The sequence below is a fragment of the Acidocella sp. genome, from assembly GCF_028687955.1.
Taxonomy (GTDB): Bacteria; Pseudomonadota; Alphaproteobacteria; order Acetobacterales; family Acetobacteraceae; genus Acidocella.
Map to the genome: position 1 here is coordinate 1 of NZ_JAQTZC010000048.1, position 17,181 is coordinate 17,181.

The following is a 17,181-nucleotide window of genomic DNA, read 5'->3' on the forward strand; positions in this document are numbered from 1 at the left end:
GAGCGAGCGGCGCATTTTGGCGTGACGATCAACGCGGTCTGGGTTGCACTGAAGAAAATGGCCATCACTAAAGATCACATGTCGTCCTCAAGGTTCAACTCCCGGCGCCAAAGTTTCAGGCGCGCGGGAAAATCCACGGCATCCAGCGCGGTGCTCAAAGCGGGTATGGCTTGTGGTGGCTGGTCGCCAATGAGAGCCGCGTGCACTAAGCTATCATCCACCCGTGGCCAGGGGGCGGTTTCCAATTCCAGATATGTGCGCGCATAAAGTCTCGCCAGCGGCTCCACATCCGGCTTGTCCACCAGCGCCGCGATTTCCGCCAGCGGTTTTTGCCCTTGGTGCGGCGTCACCAGGCGCTTGGCAATGAGGTGCTGCAGAAACCGCCTCTGCATCACGGCGGGTGGCAGGTTCTTCACGTGCAGCAGCATCAGTCGGCCAAGCGAGTCTTCGGTTGCGAACCGCGCCGCATCAGCCACGCCAAAATTATGGCCCAGATAGCCAATATCTGGGAGTACGTCGCTCCGCACGATGGCTTTTCCCGCGTGAGTGCCGTGAGCCAGCGATGCCACCGAGACATCGAAGGCCCATGCCGTCGAAGACTCGCTGTTTTCCAGCGCCAGGCCGCCATTGGCATAGACCCAGGTGCCACAATGCAGTGGCAGATCGTAACGCTGCAAGATTGGTTTGACTAGTTGGTTGGAGAAAAACGCTCCATCGCGTCCGACGAGAAATTCATCCGCGTCCAGAACCGTCGTGTAGCGGCAGTTGCGGGCGATCAGATCGTAGAAATCACGGTTCGCATGAATCCAATGAGCGTCATCATAATACTGCCGGTAGGGCAAAACGAGCACCCGCTGCGCATGTATCGCGAGCTTTTGGCGATAGACCGGGTCTACAGACCCGCAATCCAGGATGATGATATTCTCAAAACCCACGATGGAAGCGTGGTGCGCAACCCATGCGTCGATAAGATAGGCTTCGTCCTTGGCTTTAAGGATGATTTTCAGCAGCGTGTCCTTGCCAGGCGCCCATTCCAAGCCTTGCCGCCGCCCGGTTTCCAGCCAGTGCCGATAGGCATCCGTTTCATTGGAGAAATTGATACCCGCGGCTGCGGCGTAGACCCCTGGCGAGAAGGCTGATGTACGGTGGCGCAGCGAATATTTCAACAGATCTATTTCGCGCAGCGTATGCGTTTCCAACAGGGCGAAATAAGTATCGCACAGATAGGTTTCAGTCATGCCATGCCGTCCTCTGAGAGATAGCCGCCCCGCCCCATTATTATTGCTTCCCTACCTGAATTTCGCGGAGGTCAGAGCAGCGTAAAAACCCATCACAAAATAAACCTTGCTTCCGCCAAGGCTAAGGCCAATAGCGGCGTAAAACGATATAAAGGACGATGACATTCCATTTTTGCAGACCATAGGACTTCAGCAGAGGAGTGTCACCTTCTCCAATGCCCCTTGCTGATCATGATTGAAGATTCCTGTATAGGCCAAAACCTGCCTGCTGGCTGTTTGTTTCAAAACGCAAAATTTATTCCGATTTTGATACAAACCCGCACAAATTGGGGTGCAAGTAAAAAATTAAGCTGCATTAACAGTCTATTATACCGCAATCCGCGCAAACGCTCCACGTGGAGCCCCCGCTCAGTCAGCCGCCGCGTCTTCGTCCTCATCCTCAGGCTTGGCGGGCAGGGCATAGCTTCCGGTCAGCCAGCGCCCCAGGTCCACCTGCGCGCAGCGTTCTGAACAAAATGGTTTATGCGCCGGGGTGCCCGGCTTTTCACAAATCGGGCAGAGCGTCTTCATCGCAACACCTCATGCAATCCTGGCCGCACTCGGCGGCGCATAATCTCGGCAAAGCCCAAATGAGAAAAACCTAAAAATTCCGGCATCAAAAAATCCCGCCCCAGCGCCGCGCTCAGTGGTGGCGCCAGTTTCAGCCGCGCGGCGGGTTTCATCCCGGCAAAATCAATCAGAATCCCGCCCGATAAATTACGCAGCACGATCTGCCTGCAAATTTCAGGGATAATCGCGGTATTCAACGCCAGTTGCGAAACCTCAGAGCCAGCCCCGGCGTCAATATCAATCAGCACCGCCGCCGGTGCGGTGGTAATGTGCATCACCGCCCCCAGCGGCAGTGGCGCACAAGGCGCTGCCAATCCCGCCACCTCGTCTTCCAGCACGGCATCAAACGCCTTGGCGTCATAGCGCAGCCGCGCCGCCAGCCGGGGCCGCAACTGCGCCATCAACGCGTAATCATCCACCAGAATCTCACCCGCCGCTCTTGCCGCTAGTTCCAGCAACGGCCCCTCGCCCCGGCGCAGCAACCCTGGCCTCTCCCCCGGTTCCTCATTGGCCACCGCCAGCCGCGGGCCTTTGCCGCCCTGCGCGCTGCGGCTCACCCGCACCGCCACATAGCTGCCAACCGTAAGTCCTTTGCCGCCCGCGCTATCGGGCAAAAACCCAGCAACGCCGCCAATTTCCACAAACCGCCCCGCCATCGCCGGCAGCACCGCCTCCACCCGCCCGGTGTAGACATCACCCACGCCATCCGGCTTGCCTAAATTCCAGATCCAGAATTCGCTTAAAACATCGCCCTCCAGCCGCGCCACCCGCACCACATCGCCCCGGCGCGAAGCCCGGATCATGGCCGGTATCCCAGCCCTCGCAGGAGCGAGGCGGTCTCATGCAGCGGCAGCCCGACCACGGCGGAATACGAGCCGGAGACAAAATCCACGAACGCCGCCGCCCGGCCCTGGATGGCATAGCCCCCCGCCTTGCCGCGCCACTCCCCGCTGTCCAGATAATCACGCAACTGCCCCGCATCCAGCCGGGCAAAGCCCACCACGGAGCCCGCCACACGGCTGGCCACCCGGCCATCTGGCGCGCGCACCGCCACACCGGTGTAAACCCGGTGCCGCCGGCCGGAGAGGAGTGTCAGGCATTTTTCCGCCTGTTCCAGGCTTTCCGCCTTGGGCAGAATTCGCGCCCCGGCGGCCACCACTGTATCGGCGGCGATCACATATCCCCAGCCCGGCACCAGCTTGGCCAGGGCAAGGCGCAGCGCGCAGGCACGGGGCGGCTCCCCCGCCAGCGGCGTCTCATCAATATCAGGAGCAATAATCTGGTCCGGCTCTACCCCAATCTGGCGAAGCAGTTCGAGCCGTCTGGGGCTGGCCGAAGCCAGAATCACTTGAAGCGGAATGTGATCCGGCCCTTGGTCAGGTCATAAGGGGTCATCTCGACATTCACCCGGTCCCCGGCCAGCACCCGGATGCGGTTCTTGCGCATCTTGCCGCTGGTATGGGCCAGAATCACATGGTCGTTGTCGAGCTTGACGCGAAACATCGCGTTGGGAAGCAGTTCAGTGACCATGCCGCTGAACTCGATCATATCTTCTTTAGACAAACACACCTCGTGCAAATTTCTGGAACGCTGCGGGTGAAATGGGCTTAACTTTCTCTCCGGTCAAGTTTTCCCAAGCCGGATGGCCACGGAGGCGGCATGAGCGCCCAGATTCTCGGCCCCCGCCAGCGCCACGGCGGCGGGGCCGATGGCCTCCAGCGCGCCGGGCGTCAGCTTCACCCAGGTGGTGCGCTTCATGAAATCATAGACCGAGAGCCCGGAGGAAAAACGTGCCGTGCCGGAGGTCGGCAGCACATGGTTGGGCCCGGCCACATAGTCGCCAATGGCTTCCGGGCAGTCCTGACCCAGGAAAATCGCCCCGGCATGGCGGATTTTGGCGAATATCCGCTCCGGCCCGGCCAGCATCAGTTGCAGATGTTCCGGCGCGATGCGGTTGGCCAGCCCCACGGCCTCGTCCCAGTCCTGCACCAGGATCACCGCGCCATGGCGGCGGATGCTCTCGCCTGCGATCGCCGCGCGCGGCAAGGTCTCCAGGGCTGTTTTCACGGCGTCCAGCACGCTGGCGGCCAGCGCGCCGCTGGTGGTGATGAGGATTGCCTGCGCGTCCTCATCATGTTCGGCCTGGGCCAGCAGGTCGAGCGCCAGATGCGCCGGGTTGGCGCTGTCATCGGCCAGAATCAAAACTTCCGAGGGGCCGGCGATGGAGTCGATGCCAACCTGGCCGAAAACCTGGCGCTTGGCCTCCGCGACATAGGCGTTGCCGGGGCCGGTTATGCGGTCAACCTTGGCGATGCTTTGCGTGCCGTAGGCCATCGCCGCCACCGCCTGCGCGCCGCCGATGCGGTAGATCTCGCTCACCCCCGCCATTTTCGCGGCCGCCAGCACCAGCGGGTTGAGCACGCCGTCAGGTGCGGGAACACAGCAGGCGATGCGGCCCACGCCGGCCACTTTCGCCGGGATGGCGTTCATCAGCACCGAAGACGGATAGGAGGCCTTGCCCCCCGGCACATAGATGCCCACGGCATCCAGCGCGCCCCAGCGCATGCCCAGCGTGGCGCCGGTCTCATCGGTGAATTCGATGTCCCGCGGCAGTTGCGCGCGGTGGAACCGCTCGATCCGCGCGGCGGCCAGGGCCAGGGCATCGTGCAGCTCATGCGGGATTTCAGCCGTGGCCATGGCGATTTCGTCAGCGTTGATGCGCAACGCCCCGGCGCTCAGCGCCACCCGGTCGAATTTATTGGTGTACTCCACCACCGCCGCATCGCCGCGCACGCGCACCGCGGCGATGATCTCGCGTACCTGCCCGGCCACATGCGGCTCGCCCGAGGAACGCGCCAGCAGGGCGTCGAACTGGGCGGCGAAATGTGGCTGAGCGGTGGAGAGGAATTTCATGCGGCGAGGGCCTTGCGGAAACCTTCAATCCAGAAATTGACCTCATCGGGCCGGGTTTTCAAGGCAATCCGGTTGACGATCAGGCGCGAGGAGACGTGCGCGATCACATCGGTTTCCACCAGCCCGTTGGCCTTGAGGGTGCTGCCGGTTTGTACCAGGTCCACGATGAGGCGCGAGAGTCCAAGCCCGGGGGCGAGTTCCATGGAGCCGTTCAGCTCCACGATTTCGGCCTGGATCCCCCTGGCGGCAAAGTGTTTTTTCGCCAAATTGGGGTATTTGCTGGCGACCCGGATGCGCGAGAGCGAGGCGAAATTGGTATGCACATCATCCTTGGGTTCGGCGACCGAGATGCGGCAATGGCCGATGCCCAGGTCGAGCGGGGCGTAGATTTCCTGATAGTCGAATTCCATCAGTACATCGCCGCCGCAGATGCCGATCTGGGCGCCGCCGAAGGCGACGAAGGTGGCGACATCGAAGGAGCGCACGCGAATGACGTCCAGCTCTGGGTGATTGGTGGGAAAACGCAGCCGCCGGCTCGATTCATCGGCATAATCAGCGGCCGGGGCAATGCCGGCGCGGGCGAGGAGGGGGCCGGCCTCATCGAGGATGCGGCCTTTGGGAAGGGCAAGGACAATCGACATGGCCGGGGGATTACCACCGGGGCGAGGGTGAAGCTAGAGTGCGATGACTTCAGATTGGCCCGCTTTGCGGGGCGGTGGCCCGGGCTTTCGCACGGCGGAGCCACCTTCCGGTGATCGGGCGCGGCGCTGATCATGCCGCGCGGATCATGACGATGGCCCGTGGCGGAATTTGATATAGGGCCGTAATCCTCCGTGATATGGTTGACGCAGATCAAGGCTGAATAAATTTGGTTTTGGTATGCACTTGATTTCAGGCGGAAGGGTTACGGATGTGCAACCTACGGTGGTTTCGCGGCGATCGGAATCGAATAATAATGCAGGCCGGACCGAGGCCGATTCAAATTATGGGTTTTTGAAATGAACAATGAAGACATGCCGGTATTTGGCCATAAACATGTTGATGAGGCGCCACTGGCCCAGGTGGATGGTGCGTCCGTGATAAAGCCGGCGGCGGCTTCGCCGGGGCTGGTACCGTTGCGGCCATCCCCGCAACACGCGGCACCGGTTCCTAATTATGCTTATGATATCAGCCACGCCCAGACGGGCGCCGCCGTGGAGGCGGAGCATGGTTTGCGTGAGGACGTTGCGAAAGTGCGCGCGATCTGCCTGACAAAAATAGATGCGCAGGCGGTTGCATCCTTGCCGCCTGACCGTTTATGGGCCGAGGTCGAGCGGCTCGTTTCGCAATTGGCGAGTGAATACCACGTACAAATGAATATCAGCGAGCAGCGCCAGCTGGCGACCGATCTGGTGGACGATATGATCGGCCTGGGGCCGCTGGAACCTTTGCTGCTGGATGACAGCATTACGGATATCGTGGTGAACGGGCCTGATAAAACCTTTATCGAACGTGGCGGCAAGCTGATGCAGGCGGCCGTGCATTTTCGTGACTGGGAGCATCTGACCAATATTTGTCAGCGGATCGCGGCATCGGTCGGCCGCCATGTGGATGAGGGCAGCCCAATGGTGGATGCACGGCTCAAGGATGGTTCGCGCGTGAATGTGGTGCTGCCGCCGCTGACATTGGACGGACCTGCGATTTCGATTCGCAAGTTCAGCAAAAAGACCATGGATTTCCAAAAGCTGATTGGGTTTGGCTCGCTGACACCCTCGATTGCGAAGATTTTGGAGATTTGTGCCCGGTGCCGGTTGAATGTCATCGTCTCGGGCGGGACAGGCTCTGGCAAAACCACCTTGATGAACGCTTTGAGCCAGTACATCGACCCGAGTGAGCGCATTGTTACCGTGGAGGATGTGGCGGAACTGCAATTGCAGCAGCCGGATATCGTGCGGATGGAGACCCGGCCGGCGAGTCTCGAGGGCAAGGGGGAGGTGGATACCCGCGACCTGGTGCGCAACGCGTTGCGGATGCGCCCTGACCGTATCATCGTCGGTGAGGTGCGCGGCAGTGAAGCGTTCGACATGTTGCAGGCGATGAACACGGGGCATGCCGGTTCACTTTCGACCATTCATGCCAACAGCACCCGTGACGCGCTCTCGCGGATCGAGAACATGGTGCAGATGTCCAATATGGGTTTGTCGTCAAAATCCATTCGCACCGAGATGGTGGCGGCGATCAACGTCATCGTGCAGCTGGACCGCCAGCGCGATGGGGTACGGCGGGTGACCGAGGTGACGGATGTTGCCGGGCTTGAAGAAGATGTTGTGTTGCTCAGGGATATTTTTAAACTGAAAATACTGGGCGAAGCGCATGATGGGCGGTTGATCGCACGGTATCATATAGATCGCAGTCAGCCGTCGTTCTACGAGAAACTGACATATTTCGGCCTCGAGGGCGCCTGGATGGAGGCGATGGAGGAGGCCGCGCACGACCCGGCCATGACGGCCGAGCCGTTATGATGCCTGATTTTCAGCCGATCCGCTCGATACGCGCGCCGCAGGCGGCGAGTTTTTGCTCCACCGATTCATAGCCGCGGTCGAGGTGATAGACGCGCGAGATGGTGGTTTCACCCTCGGCGGCCAGGGCGGCGAGGACCAGGGAGAAGGAGGCGCGCAGGTCAGTCGCCATGACGGGGGCGCCGGTGAGCTTTTTCACGCCGCGGATGATGGCCGAGGAGCCATGCGCATTGATCCTGGCTCCCATGCGGTTAAGTTCTGGGACGTGCATGAAGCGGTTTTCGAAGATGGTCTCGGTGATCATCGAGGCGCCCTCGGCCACGGCCATGAGGGCCATGAACTGGGCCTGCATGTCGGTCGGGAAGCCGGGGAATGGCTCGGTGACGACATCCACGCCGTGCAGGCCGTTGGCGCGTTCCACCCAGAAGCCGTTTGGCTCTTCGGTGATGACCACGCCGGCCTCGCGCAGGCTGGAGAGCACGGCGCCAAGGTCGGCGGCGCGCGCACCTTCGAGGAAGATTTTGCCGCCGGTGATGGCGGCGGCGCAGGCGTAGGTGCCGGTCTCGATACGGTCCGGCAGGATGGCGTGCTGCGCGCCGTGGAGGGATTTGACGCCGTGGATGGTTAATGTGCCGGTGCCGATGCCCTCAATGCGCGCGCCCATGGCGGTGAGGCAGGCGCAGAGGTCGATGATCTCGGGCTCGCGGGCGGCGTTTTGCAGGGTGGTGGTGCCATCGGCCAGGGCGGCGGCCATGAGGAGGTTCTCGGTGGCGCCGACGGAGACGAAGGGGAAGACGATCTGCGCGTCGTGCAGCCCGGCGGGGGCGGTGGCCTCGATGTAGCCGGCGTCCAGCTTGATGACCGCGCCCATGGCCTCCAGCCCCTTCAAATGCAGGTCCACCGGGCGGGTGCCGATGGCGCAGCCGCCGGGGAGCGAGACACGGGCCTCGCGCCGGCGCGCCAGCAGGGGGCCGAGCACGAGGATGGAGGCGCGCATTTTACGCACGATATCATACGGGGCGAGGGTGTTAGTGATGCGCCCGCCCAGCGAGAGGGTGCGTCCGGAGGGTTCCACCGCGATGCCATGCTGGGCCAGCAGCTCGGCCATGGTGGCGAGATCAGCCAGTTTGGCGACGTTGGAGAGGATGAGGCGTTCGTCGGTCAGCAGGCCGCAGGTCATGAGCGGCAGGGCGGCGTTTTTGGCGCCGGAGATGGCGATGGTGCCGCGCAGGGGCACGCCGCCGGTGATGCGAATGGAGTCCATGATATGTTATCCTAATGCGAGGCGGGGGTTACATGCGCGGCAGCGAAACGCCGCGCTGGCCCATGTATTTGCCGGATTTATCGGCATAGGAGGTCTCGCAGGGGCTGGCGCCCTGGAGGAAGAGGAACTGGCAGATGCCCTCGCCCGCGTAAATTTTGGCCGGGAGCGGGGTGGTGTTGGAGATCTCGATGGTCACCTGGCCTTCCCATTCGGGCTCCAGGGGGGTGACGTTCACGATGATGCCGCAGCGCGCATAGGTGGATTTACCCAGGCAGATGACCAGAATATCGCGCGGGATGCGGAAATATTCGACCGTATGGGTGAGCGCGAAGCTGTTGGGCGGGATGATGCAGACCGGGCCGGTGCGGTCAACGAAGCTATTGGGGTTGAAATTTTTAGGGTCGACCACGGCCGAATCGACATTGGTGAAAATTTTAAAATGGTCTGAACAGCGGGCGTCATAGCCATAGGAGGAGAGGCCATAGGAGACCACGCCATCGCGCTTTTGCTCCTCAACGAAGGGGGAGATCATGTTATTCTCAAGGGCTTGGGTGCGAATCCAGTGGTCGGGCATTACGGGCATTTGGTGGGCTCCTCTGCCGTTTGGGCAGGTTTGGCGGCCTCGGCGCGGGCTTGCGCCTTGCGCCGGTGCAGGTTGGCGCGCAGGGCCTCGGCCTCGCGCGCGGCCTTGGCGCGGGCCCGCGCGGCGGCGGCAAGCTCGGCCTTGGTTGGGTTTTTCGGCTCTGACATGGACTTCTTGAAGCCGTGAGGGGAGAAACCGTCAAGGCCCCTGTTGCGTCAGGGCCAATGCGGCGATATAGGGCGGCACCGCGTATGCTGTCATAGCTCAGGGGTAGAGCACTTCATTGGTAATGAAGAGGTCCTGGGTTCAATTCCCAGTGACAGCACCAGCGGGGTTGAAACCGGGGGACGGTTGGTTTAGTCCCTCGGCTGTGTGCCCAAGTAGCTCAGTTGGTAGAGCATGCGACTGAAAATCGCAGTGTCACTGGTTCGATTCCGGTCTTGGGCACCATTTTCCCGTTCATGCGGAATTTCCCTTTAAATTGAAGAAAATTTTTTGTTCCGTGAGGGAATGCTCTGGCCTTTATGATAGGCGAAGGCTAGTTGTTTGACGACGCGCCTGGTCTTTGTCGTGTGGGCCCCGAGCGTTTTGAGATTTTAAAAAGCACCGGTTTGGGTGGCGACGCCTAGCCAGGACTGTGAAACAGGAAAGAAGCTAGAAACATGTCGAAAGCATTTATTGCTGAAGTTATTCAGAATTCTGCTGAAATTACCGGGGTTGCGGCGAACCGTACCGCTGCAGAACTGATCGATGCGATTGTTAAGGAAATGAAGAAGAACGGCAAGTTCACGCTGCCGAGCTTCGGGACGTTCACCGTGCGCAAGACCAAGGCGCGCAAGGGCGTGAATCCGCGCACCGGCGAAGAGATCAAGGTTAAAGCAGGCAAAACCGTGCGCTTCAAGGCTTCGCCGAGCCTGAAGAAGATGGTCTGAAGTAAATAAAAATTAGTAATTAGAAAAGCGGCACGCGCGAAGCGGGCCGCTTTTTTTATGTGCTGCGGCGGGTTGAATGCGACGCATTTTCATTTTGGCAAGGTGATACTTGCAATGAATGCGAGGGGTGGTTACGTTTTGTTACGGGGCGGGCAAGATACCAGCTTGCGCTGGCATGATGGGGCGGATTAAATGTCGATATCCGTGACTGTGCCTGCATTTTCCTGAATGAAGGCGAAGCGCAACTCGGGGCGCTTGCCCATCAGGCTCTCCACCATGTTCGCGGTTTCGGCGCGTGATTCCGCCGGCGTGGTGATGCGCAGCAGGGTACGTTTTGTGGGGTCCATTGTGGTTTCCTTCAGCACCTGCGGGGGCATTTCGCCCAGACCCTTGAAGCGGCTGACCTCCAGTTTGGCGCCGGGCTTGAAGGTTTTTATGAGTTTTTCGCGGGCGTCGTCGTCCATCGCGTAGATGCTCCGCGCCCCTTGCACGATACGATAGAGCGGCGGTTGGGCGAGGTAGACATGGCCGTGGCGGATAAGTTCAGGCAATTCACGGTAGAAGAAGGTCATCAACAGGGAGGCGATGTGGGCGCCGTCGACGTCGGCGTCGGTCATGATGATGATGCGCTCGTAGCGCAGGTTGGCGCGGTTGAAGTTCTGGCCGGCGCCGCAGCCCAGGGCTTCGATAAGGTCTTTGAGTTCCTGGTTCTGCCGCAATTTTTCAGTAGAGGCGGAAGCGACGTTCAGGATTTTGCCTTTGAGCGGCAGGATCGCCTGGGTGTTGCGGTTGCGGGCCTGTTTGGCTGAGCCGCCGGCGGAATCGCCCTCGACCAGGAAGATTTCCGTGCCCTCGGCGTTTTCCGTGCTGCAGTCAGCCAGTTTTCCGGGCAGGCGCAGCCGGCGCGTGGCGGTTTTGCGTGGGGTGTCCTTTAGCTCCTTGCGGCGGAGGCGTTCTTCGGCGCGGTCAATGATGAAGGAGAGCAGGTTGTCGGCATTGGTGGGGTCGCCTGCGAGAAAGTGATCGAAACGGTCGCGTAGCGAGATTTCGGTGAGGCGGGCGGCCTCGGGGTTGGTGAGCTTTTCCTTGGTCTGGCCCTGGAATTGAGGTTCGCGGATGAACAGCGAGAGCTTGGCGCGCAGGGCGCCGGTGATGTCGTCCGCGATGATGGCGGCGCCGCGCTTGTTGTTGCGTTGCTCGGTCCAGGCGCGCAGGCCCTTGAGCAAGGCGGCGCGGAAGCCGGATTCGTGGGTGCCGCCGAGTGGGGTGGGGACGGTGTTGCAATAGGTGTCGAGCGAGGAGTCGCCGCGCTCGATCCAGGCGCAGGCCCATTCCAGCTTGCCTTGATCCGAGCCGTCAGCGCCCGCGGGGAATTTGGCTTCGCCGGACCAGATTTCGGGCAGGATCTGGGGGGTGGCCCCGAGGTCGGCGGCGAGGGAATCACGCAGGCCGCCGGGGAAGTGCAGCTCGGCGCTGGCCGGGGTTTCGGAATCGGCCTTCAGCAGGCTGGGGTCGCAGGACCATTTGATGCGCACGCCGCGGAAGAGATAGGCTTTGGAGCGGCAGAGCTTGTAGAGCCTGGCGGGGGAGAATTGCTTGCCGTCGAAAATTTCAGTGTCAGGGATGAAGCGGATGGTGGTGCCGCGGCGGTTCTGGATGGGGCCGACCTCGATGAGTTTGGTGACCGGGATGCCTTTGGCGAACTCCTGGCGGTAGAGTTTTTTATCGCGCGCGACCTCGGCGGTGAAGGCGCTGGATAGGGCGTTGACGACCGAGGAGCCGACGCCATGCAGGCCGCCGGAGGTGGCGTAGGCCTTGCCGGAGAATTTGCCGCCCGAGTGCAGGGTGGTGAGGATGACCTCGAGCGCGGATTTGTTTTTGAACTTCGGGTGCGGGTCAACCGGGATGCCGCGGCCGTTGTCGCGTACGGTGAGGGTGTTGGCGGGCTCCAGGGACATTTCGATGATGCTGGCGTGGCCGGCGACGGCTTCGTCCATGGCGTTGTCGAGGATTTCGGCGGCGAGGTGGTGCAATGCCGCATCGTCCGTGCCGCCGATATACATGCCTGGGCGCCGGCGCACCGGCTCCAGGCCTTCAAGAACCTCAATGTCCTTGGCGCCGTAGCTGTCTTGACTGGGGCTGTTTTCGAATAAGTCGCTCAAGGTGTTCCGACTCCGGTGATGGTCAACGCTTCAGTTGCCATGGACCGGAGGCGAGGCCAAGGGGCGGGGGTGCAAAGGCTATTCGCCGGCGGTGTGGATGTCGTGTGTGTGGATGCCGCCGCCGGTGCCCTTCATTTCAAGCCATTCGGAATGGGCCAGGGTGTTGCGGGTGTCGTAATAGCCCGAGCGCCAGTGGTCCTTCATGGAGAGGCGGCTGAACTCATAGTCCTTGGCGCCGCCTTCATAGGCCTTCTGCTGGTAGATGAGTTGCATGATGTTGATTTCGGGCAGGCGCTCGAGTTCGATCTTCATGGCGGTCTGGGCGTCGGTCAGGCGCTCGAAGGGGAGCAGGGCGAGGGCGTCGCGCAGGGCCTGCTTGAGCTGGTGGGTTTGGAGAAAATGGTCCGTGGTGGTGCGGGTGCGCGAGGAATATTGGATGTCCTTCTGGCGGGAGAGGACGTCTGGCATGTCGCGCGGGATGTCGCCCCTGGCGGAGAAGAGATCCACCTGGAAGACCAGCAGGTTCATGCTGCCGCAATTGTCGAGCAGGTGTTGCAGCGGGGTGTTGGAGACCAGCCCGCCATCCCAGTAGTGATGTTTGCCGATGCGCACCATGGGCAGGGCCGGGGGCAGGGCGCCGCTGGCCATGATGTGCTCGGGGCCGATTTCGGTTTGGGTATTATCAAAATAAAGGAAATTGGCGGTGGCGACGTTGACCGCGCCGACGGCGAAGCGGGGCGTGCGGCTGTTGATGAGATCGAAATCGACCAGGTTTTCCAGGGTTTTGTGCAGGGGCGAGGTGTCATAAAGGGCGGTGGCGGCGCGCGCGCCACGCGGGGCGAGCCAGGCGTTAACGGCGGCGGGCTTGAAAAAGCCGGGCTGGCCAAAGGCCATGCCGTGCAGCGCGGAGAGGATGTTGCGCAGTTTGCGCGGATCGTCGCCTTCGGGCCAGAAGGTGAAGGGGTCGCGGGCGGTGATGTCCAGCCAGAATTTTTCCAGCTTTTCCAGCCGGTTATCAGGCTTGTTGCCAGCGATGATGGCGGCGTTGATGGAGCCGATGGAGACGCCTGCGATCCAGTCCGGCTCGAAATTTGCCTCATGCAGGGCCTGGTAGACGCCGGCCTGATAGGCGCCGAGCGCGCCGCCCCCTTGCAGGACGAGGCCTATGCCGTCGCACCCCGCGGGGCGGGGGAGCGGGGCGATGGGGGCGAGCGGCTTGCGCAACGGAGTGCGCGGGTCTGTCAGCATGTCCATGAGCAATGATCCTTGGTCCGGCAGGCGGGTTGTAGCAGCATATTGGGCCGGGGGCCTAAATAGAATGTGACATAAACGTCACATGAAACTGATGCGGGGGACACATACATAAGAGGGCCACAGGAGAAAGCCAAATGACGCGCGATGAGATACTCGGTGCTGCCTCGATGCCGCTTGCCTCTCCCAGTTATCCGAAGGGGCCGTTCCGGTTCATCAACCGTGAATATTTGCTGATTCATTATGAAACGGACCCCGCGGCGGTGCGGGCCATGCTGCCCGAGCCGTTGGAGCCGGATGGGAACCATGTGTTCTTCGAATGGATGAAAATGCCCGATTCGTCAGGGTTTGGCGATTACGAGGAGAGCGGCTGCGGCATCGCGGCGACGTATAATGGTGTTAAATGCAACTATAGCTGCATGATGTTCCTCGACGATGAGGCGCCGACCACGGCTGGCCGGGAGATTTGGGGGTTTCCCAAGAAATTCGGTATTCCACGGCTGAAGACGATTCATGAGACGCTGACCGGTACGCTCTATTATGACGAGGAGCGGGTGGCGCTGGGGACCATGGTGTATAAGCAGGCGCCGATGGACCTGGCGCAGACGAAGGCGGGGATGGGTAAATTGAACGTGAATTTGAAGTTTATTCCCGATGTGGATGGCCGGCCGAAAATTGCGCAGCTTGTTGGGTATCATTTGCAGGACATTGACCTGAAATTTGCTTTTACGGGGGATGCGCGGCTGCATCTGGTGCCGCATGTGAATTGCCGCCTGGCGGATTTGCCGGTACGGAAAATTATGTATGGGCAGCATTTGCTGGCCGATTTGACGCTGCCCTATGGCACGGTGCTGCATGATTATCTCGACGAGCCGAAATAAGGAGAGTTGGTGATGGCGTTAAAAGGTAAAGTGGCTTTGGTGACAGGTTCGACCAGCGGCATTGGGCTGGGCATTGCGCGCGCATTGGCGGCAGCGGGGGCGGATGTCATGCTCAACGGGTTTGGTGATGCGGCGGCCATTGAGGCGCTGCGGGCCGGGCTGGCGGCGGAGTTCTCGGTGCGGGTGCTGTATGATGGCGCGGATCTGAGCAAGCCGGACCAGGTGGCGGGGATTGTGGCCAAGACCGAGGCGCAGCTGGGGCGGCTGGATATTCTGGTGAACAATGCGGGGATCCAGTTTGTGGCGCCGGTGGAGGAGTTTCCGGAAGCGAAATGGGAGGCGATCATCGCGATCAACCTCTCGGCGGTGTTCTATGGCATGAAATATGCCATTCCGGGGATGAAGGCGCGCAAATGGGGGCGGATTATTAATATTGCCTCGGCGCATGGGCTGGTGGCGAGCCCGAACAAGGTGGCCTATGTGGCGGCCAAGCATGGCGTTGTGGGCGCGACGAAGGTGGCGGCCATTGAAGTGGCGAATGACGGGATTACGGTGAACGCAATCTGCCCGGGCTGGGTGCTGACGCCCCTGGTGCAGAAGCAGCTGGAAGACCGGGCCAAGGAGAACGGCACCGATGTGGAGACCGAGAAGAAGAAGCTGTTGGAGGAAAAGCAGCCGATGCTGAAGTTCTCGACGCCGGAGCATCTGGGCGCGATGGTGGTGTTTTTGGCATCCGACGCTGCGGAGACGATCACCGGGACGCCGCTTTCCATGGATGGCGGCTGGGTTGCGCAGTAGCCGCTTGAACGGACAGGAGTGGACGCATTTTGAATCATGAAACCGAGGCCGGGCGGTTTGCGGCGATGCTGCAACGCTCGGCCGCGCTGAAGCTGGAGCTGGCGGCCAATGCGGCGCCGGTGCTTGATGTTGTGGGGGCTTGTGAACGCGCGATCCGCGGTGGGGGCAAGCTGATATTCTGTGGCAACGGCGGCTCGGCGGCGGATGCGCAGCATCTGGCGACGGAGCTGGTGATACGGCTGCGCGGGGCGGTGCCGCGCGAGAGCTGGCCTGCGATGACGCTGGCGCTGGATACCTCCGCGGTGACGGCGGCGGTGAACGATTTTGGCGTGGAGGAGATGTTTGCCCGCCCGCTGCGCGGACTGGGCCGGGCGGGGGATGTGCTGTTTGGCATCACCACATCTGGGCGCTCGGTGAATGTGCTGCACGCTTTGCGGGCGGCGCGCGAGATGGGGATTGTGACGGTCGGGTTTCTGGGCGGGGATGGCGGGCCGGCGCTGGCGCTGTGTGATTTCGCGGTGGTGGTGCCCGATTCGGAGACGGCGCGGATACAGGAATGCCACATCACGCTGGGGCATGCCGTGCTGACATTGCTGGAAGACCGGTTGGTGGGCTGATGCGGGTATTGGTAACAGGGGCGGCCGGGTTTGTCGGCTATTATGTGGCGCAGGCGTTGCTGGCCCGGGGCATCGAGGTGGTGGGGGTTGATGACCTCAACCCATACTACGATGTGCGGCTGAAACAGGCGCGCCTGGCCAGGCTGGGGGCGGGGTTCACCTTCCATAAATTGGACATTGCCGACCATGAAGCGGTGATGCGCTTGGGCGATGGGGTGGAGGTGATTGTGCATGTAGCGGCGCAGGCGGGGGTGCGTTACTCGCTGGAGCAGCCGTTTGCGTATGCGGCCTCGAATTTGACCGGGCATCTCTCGGTGCTGGAGCTGGCGCGGCATACGCCGGGTGTGAAGCATCTGATTTATGCAAGTTCGTCGTCGGTTTATGGAACGGGCTCAGCGTTGCCCTATGCGGAGGATGCGCGGGCTGACCAGCCCTCCTCATTGTATGCGGCGACTAAGCGGGCGGATGAGCTGATGAGCAAATCCTATACCCATTTGTTCGGGCTGAAGCAGACGGGGTTGCGGTTTTTTACCGTGTATGGACCCTGGGGGCGGCCGGATATGGCGTATTTTGGCTTCGCGGAGGCGATTTGCGCGGGGCGGCCGGTGACTTTGTACGACGAAGGGCGGTTGAAGCGCGATTTTACCTATATCGACGACATCGTGGCCGGAATCATGGGGGTATTTGACCATCCGCCAGAGGATGCGGCACCGCATAGGTTGTTTAATATCGGCAATAACCGCGCGGAGTATGTGACGGATCTGGTGCGGCTGCTGGAAGAGGGGCTGGGGCGGAAAGCTGTGACGGTGAATTTGCCGAAGCCGGAGGCGGACCCGGTGGAGACCTGCGCTGATGTGTCGGCTTTGGGGGCGTTGTGCGGCTATGCGCCAACGACGCCGCTGGAAGTGGGGATACCGAAATTTGTGGCGTGGTATTTGCGCTGGCGGGAGATGCGCGCGGCCGCCTGAATGGCGAATCGCGCAACAGATGGGGCGGGGGCGAGGCAAACTGAGGCCTGCCCCCGTTTTTTTGGTCTGCGTGGTGGCGGGGCTTTGAGAGCCGCCAAGACGGCGGGCAGGGGCTGAGAGGGGGGCGAAAGTTTTTTTTATGTATATAAAACAATGAATTAAAAGAAAAAATGCGGATTTTGATGGTTTTAGTTTGCGGTCAGGGTTGACGGGTCTGATCTCTTTCCATAGAAGCTGCCTCCACCGAGCACGGTTTCGGAATTGACTTCGACTTCGTGCCTGGCTAATCTGATACGCTTCGCGACGGGGACTTTGGCCCGTCGTTTTGTTCTTTGGGTTATGTTATTTGACAATTGAATAGGCTGGGAAGGGATACGTTGGTGGCGTTTCTGGGCTTCGTTTTAGGGCGGGGTTTAGGTTTTCATTAGGTTTAGGCTTGGTGAAGATTGGTGATGGCTGATTTGGTT

General features: G+C 61.0%; 18 protein-coding genes and 2 tRNA genes. 8 read left to right on the plus strand and 12 right to left on the minus strand.

Features of this window, described 5'->3' with window-relative positions:
- Positions 1-74: 74 nt before the first annotated feature.
- The 7 genes from PHE40_RS07620 to hisG all read right to left on the minus strand — a co-directional run bounded on the left by PHE40_RS07620 (position 75) and on the right by hisG (position 5,401).
- A complete protein-coding gene (locus tag PHE40_RS07620) occupies positions 75-1,238 on the minus strand; it encodes a glycosyltransferase family 2 protein (protein WP_299960331.1) in 1,164 nt (387 codons plus the stop codon).
- A gap of 408 nt (positions 1,239-1,646) precedes the next feature.
- On the minus strand, positions 1,647-1,808 hold the full coding sequence (gene yacG / locus PHE40_RS07625) for a DNA gyrase inhibitor YacG (protein WP_299960334.1): 162 nt from the start codon (positions 1,806-1,808) through the stop codon (positions 1,647-1,649).
- Positions 1,805-2,650, minus strand: coding sequence for a ribonuclease E/G (locus tag PHE40_RS07630; protein WP_299960336.1), 846 nt, complete (start codon positions 2,648-2,650; stop codon positions 1,805-1,807). The genes yacG and PHE40_RS07630 overlap by 4 nt, the downstream gene beginning before the upstream one ends.
- Positions 2,647-3,195, minus strand: coding sequence for a nucleoside triphosphate pyrophosphatase (locus PHE40_RS07635; protein WP_299960337.1), 549 nt, complete (start codon positions 3,193-3,195; stop codon positions 2,647-2,649). The genes PHE40_RS07630 and PHE40_RS07635 overlap by 4 nt, the downstream gene beginning before the upstream one ends.
- Positions 3,192-3,395 (minus strand): translation initiation factor IF-1, encoded by a 204-nt coding sequence (gene infA / locus PHE40_RS07640; RefSeq protein WP_370635769.1) that lies wholly within the window; start codon positions 3,393-3,395, stop codon positions 3,192-3,194. Before infA ends, PHE40_RS07635 begins: the two co-directional genes overlap by 4 nt.
- Before the next feature lie 75 nt (positions 3,396-3,470).
- A complete protein-coding gene (gene hisD / locus PHE40_RS07645) occupies positions 3,471-4,760 on the minus strand; it encodes a histidinol dehydrogenase (protein ID WP_299960339.1) in 1,290 nt (429 codons plus the stop codon).
- Positions 4,757-5,401 (minus strand): ATP phosphoribosyltransferase, encoded by a 645-nt coding sequence (gene hisG, locus PHE40_RS07650; protein ID WP_299960342.1) that lies wholly within the window; start codon positions 5,399-5,401, stop codon positions 4,757-4,759. The genes hisD and hisG overlap by 4 nt, the downstream gene beginning before the upstream one ends.
- A gap of 357 nt (positions 5,402-5,758) precedes the next feature.
- Between hisG and PHE40_RS07655 the strand changes: the two genes are divergently transcribed.
- Entirely contained in the window at positions 5,759-7,261 is a 1,503-nt protein-coding gene (locus tag PHE40_RS07655) for a CpaF family protein (RefSeq protein WP_299960345.1), read from the plus strand.
- Between the two features lie 10 nt (positions 7,262-7,271).
- On the opposite strand, the gene murA is transcribed toward PHE40_RS07655, so the two are convergent.
- From murA to PHE40_RS07670, 3 genes are read right to left on the minus strand one after another with little or no spacing between them, the layout of a single operon-like run.
- Positions 7,272-8,522 (minus strand): UDP-N-acetylglucosamine 1-carboxyvinyltransferase, encoded by a 1,251-nt coding sequence (gene murA / locus PHE40_RS07660; protein ID WP_299960348.1) that lies wholly within the window; start codon positions 8,520-8,522, stop codon positions 7,272-7,274.
- A 28-nt stretch (positions 8,523-8,550) separates the two neighbouring features.
- Complete coding sequence (gene dcd / locus PHE40_RS07665) at positions 8,551-9,105, minus strand: dCTP deaminase (RefSeq protein ID WP_299960351.1); 555 nt, start codon at positions 9,103-9,105, stop codon at positions 8,551-8,553.
- Complete coding sequence (locus tag PHE40_RS07670; protein ID WP_299960354.1) at positions 9,096-9,272, minus strand: hypothetical protein; 177 nt, start codon at positions 9,270-9,272, stop codon at positions 9,096-9,098. Before PHE40_RS07670 ends, dcd begins: the two co-directional genes overlap by 10 nt.
- 86 nt (positions 9,273-9,358) lie before the next feature.
- Between PHE40_RS07670 and PHE40_RS07675 the strand changes: the two genes are divergently transcribed.
- The 3 genes from PHE40_RS07675 (at position 9,359) to PHE40_RS07685 (ending at position 10,037) form a co-directional block, all read left to right on the plus strand.
- Positions 9,359-9,433: transfer RNA gene (locus tag PHE40_RS07675), tRNA-Thr, on the plus strand.
- A gap of 46 nt (positions 9,434-9,479) precedes the next feature.
- Positions 9,480-9,555, plus strand: a tRNA-Phe gene (locus tag PHE40_RS07680).
- A 212-nt stretch (positions 9,556-9,767) separates the two neighbouring features.
- Complete coding sequence (locus PHE40_RS07685) at positions 9,768-10,037, plus strand: HU family DNA-binding protein (RefSeq protein ID WP_291421621.1); 270 nt, start codon at positions 9,768-9,770, stop codon at positions 10,035-10,037.
- Between the two features lie 188 nt (positions 10,038-10,225).
- Here the strand turns inward: PHE40_RS07685 and parE are convergent, their stop codons facing one another.
- On the minus strand, positions 10,226-12,199 hold the full coding sequence (parE, locus tag PHE40_RS07690; RefSeq protein ID WP_299960358.1) for a DNA topoisomerase IV subunit B: 1,974 nt from the start codon (positions 12,197-12,199) through the stop codon (positions 10,226-10,228).
- A 78-nt stretch (positions 12,200-12,277) separates the two neighbouring features.
- Complete coding sequence (locus PHE40_RS07695) at positions 12,278-13,453, minus strand: patatin-like phospholipase family protein (RefSeq protein ID WP_299960361.1); 1,176 nt, start codon at positions 13,451-13,453, stop codon at positions 12,278-12,280.
- Between the two features lie 134 nt (positions 13,454-13,587).
- On the opposite strand from PHE40_RS07695, the gene PHE40_RS07700 reads away from it, so the two are divergent.
- The 4 genes from PHE40_RS07700 to PHE40_RS07715 are packed head-to-tail and all read left to right on the plus strand — an operon-like array spanning position 13,588 to position 16,714.
- Positions 13,588-14,331 carry an acetoacetate decarboxylase gene (locus PHE40_RS07700; RefSeq protein WP_299960366.1) on the plus strand — a complete coding sequence of 248 codons (744 nt, stop codon included), beginning with the start codon at positions 13,588-13,590 and terminating at the stop codon, positions 14,329-14,331.
- A gap of 12 nt (positions 14,332-14,343) precedes the next feature.
- Positions 14,344-15,129, plus strand: coding sequence for a 3-hydroxybutyrate dehydrogenase (locus PHE40_RS07705; RefSeq protein WP_299960369.1), 786 nt, complete (start codon positions 14,344-14,346; stop codon positions 15,127-15,129).
- A 29-nt stretch (positions 15,130-15,158) separates the two neighbouring features.
- Complete coding sequence (locus tag PHE40_RS07710) at positions 15,159-15,746, plus strand: SIS domain-containing protein (protein ID WP_299960372.1); 588 nt, start codon at positions 15,159-15,161, stop codon at positions 15,744-15,746.
- Complete coding sequence (locus PHE40_RS07715) at positions 15,746-16,714, plus strand: NAD-dependent epimerase/dehydratase family protein (protein ID WP_299960375.1); 969 nt, start codon at positions 15,746-15,748, stop codon at positions 16,712-16,714. Before PHE40_RS07710 ends, PHE40_RS07715 begins: the two co-directional genes overlap by 1 nt.
- The last annotated feature ends 467 nt before the right edge of the window (positions 16,715-17,181 follow it).

Bases quoted from the DNA above. Each gene is read 5' to 3' on its own strand.
- PHE40_RS07715 (WP_299960375.1), top strand. From the start codon at position 15,746: ATGCGGGTATTGGTAACAGGGGCGGCCGGGTTTGTCGGCTATTATGTG.
- PHE40_RS07700 (WP_299960366.1), top strand. From the start codon at position 13,588: ATGACGCGCGATGAGATACTCGGTGCTGCCTCGATGCCGCTTGCCTCT.
- PHE40_RS07685 (WP_291421621.1), top strand. From the start codon at position 9,768: ATGTCGAAAGCATTTATTGCTGAAGTTATTCAGAATTCTGCTGAAATT.
- murA (WP_299960348.1), bottom strand. From the start codon at position 8,522: ATGGACTCCATTCGCATCACCGGCGGCGTGCCCCTGCGCGGCACCATC.
- hisD (WP_299960339.1), bottom strand. From the start codon at position 4,760: ATGAAATTCCTCTCCACCGCTCAGCCACATTTCGCCGCCCAGTTCGAC.
- yacG (WP_299960334.1), bottom strand. From the start codon at position 1,808: ATGAAGACGCTCTGCCCGATTTGTGAAAAGCCGGGCACCCCGGCGCAT.
- dcd (WP_299960351.1), bottom strand. From the start codon at position 9,105: ATGCCCGTAATGCCCGACCACTGGATTCGCACCCAAGCCCTTGAGAAT.
- PHE40_RS07630 (WP_299960336.1), bottom strand. From the start codon at position 2,650: ATGATCCGGGCTTCGCGCCGGGGCGATGTGGTGCGGGTGGCGCGGCTG.
- infA (WP_370635769.1), bottom strand. From the start codon at position 3,395: ATGATCGAGTTCAGCGGCATGGTCACTGAACTGCTTCCCAACGCGATG.
- PHE40_RS07705 (WP_299960369.1), top strand. From the start codon at position 14,344: ATGGCGTTAAAAGGTAAAGTGGCTTTGGTGACAGGTTCGACCAGCGGC.
- PHE40_RS07695 (WP_299960361.1), bottom strand. From the start codon at position 13,453: ATGGACATGCTGACAGACCCGCGCACTCCGTTGCGCAAGCCGCTCGCC.
- PHE40_RS07620 (WP_299960331.1), bottom strand. From the start codon at position 1,238: ATGACTGAAACCTATCTGTGCGATACTTATTTCGCCCTGTTGGAAACG.
- PHE40_RS07655 (WP_299960345.1), top strand. From the start codon at position 5,759: ATGAACAATGAAGACATGCCGGTATTTGGCCATAAACATGTTGATGAG.
- hisG (WP_299960342.1), bottom strand. From the start codon at position 5,401: ATGTCGATTGTCCTTGCCCTTCCCAAAGGCCGCATCCTCGATGAGGCC.
- PHE40_RS07670 (WP_299960354.1), bottom strand. From the start codon at position 9,272: ATGTCAGAGCCGAAAAACCCAACCAAGGCCGAGCTTGCCGCCGCCGCG.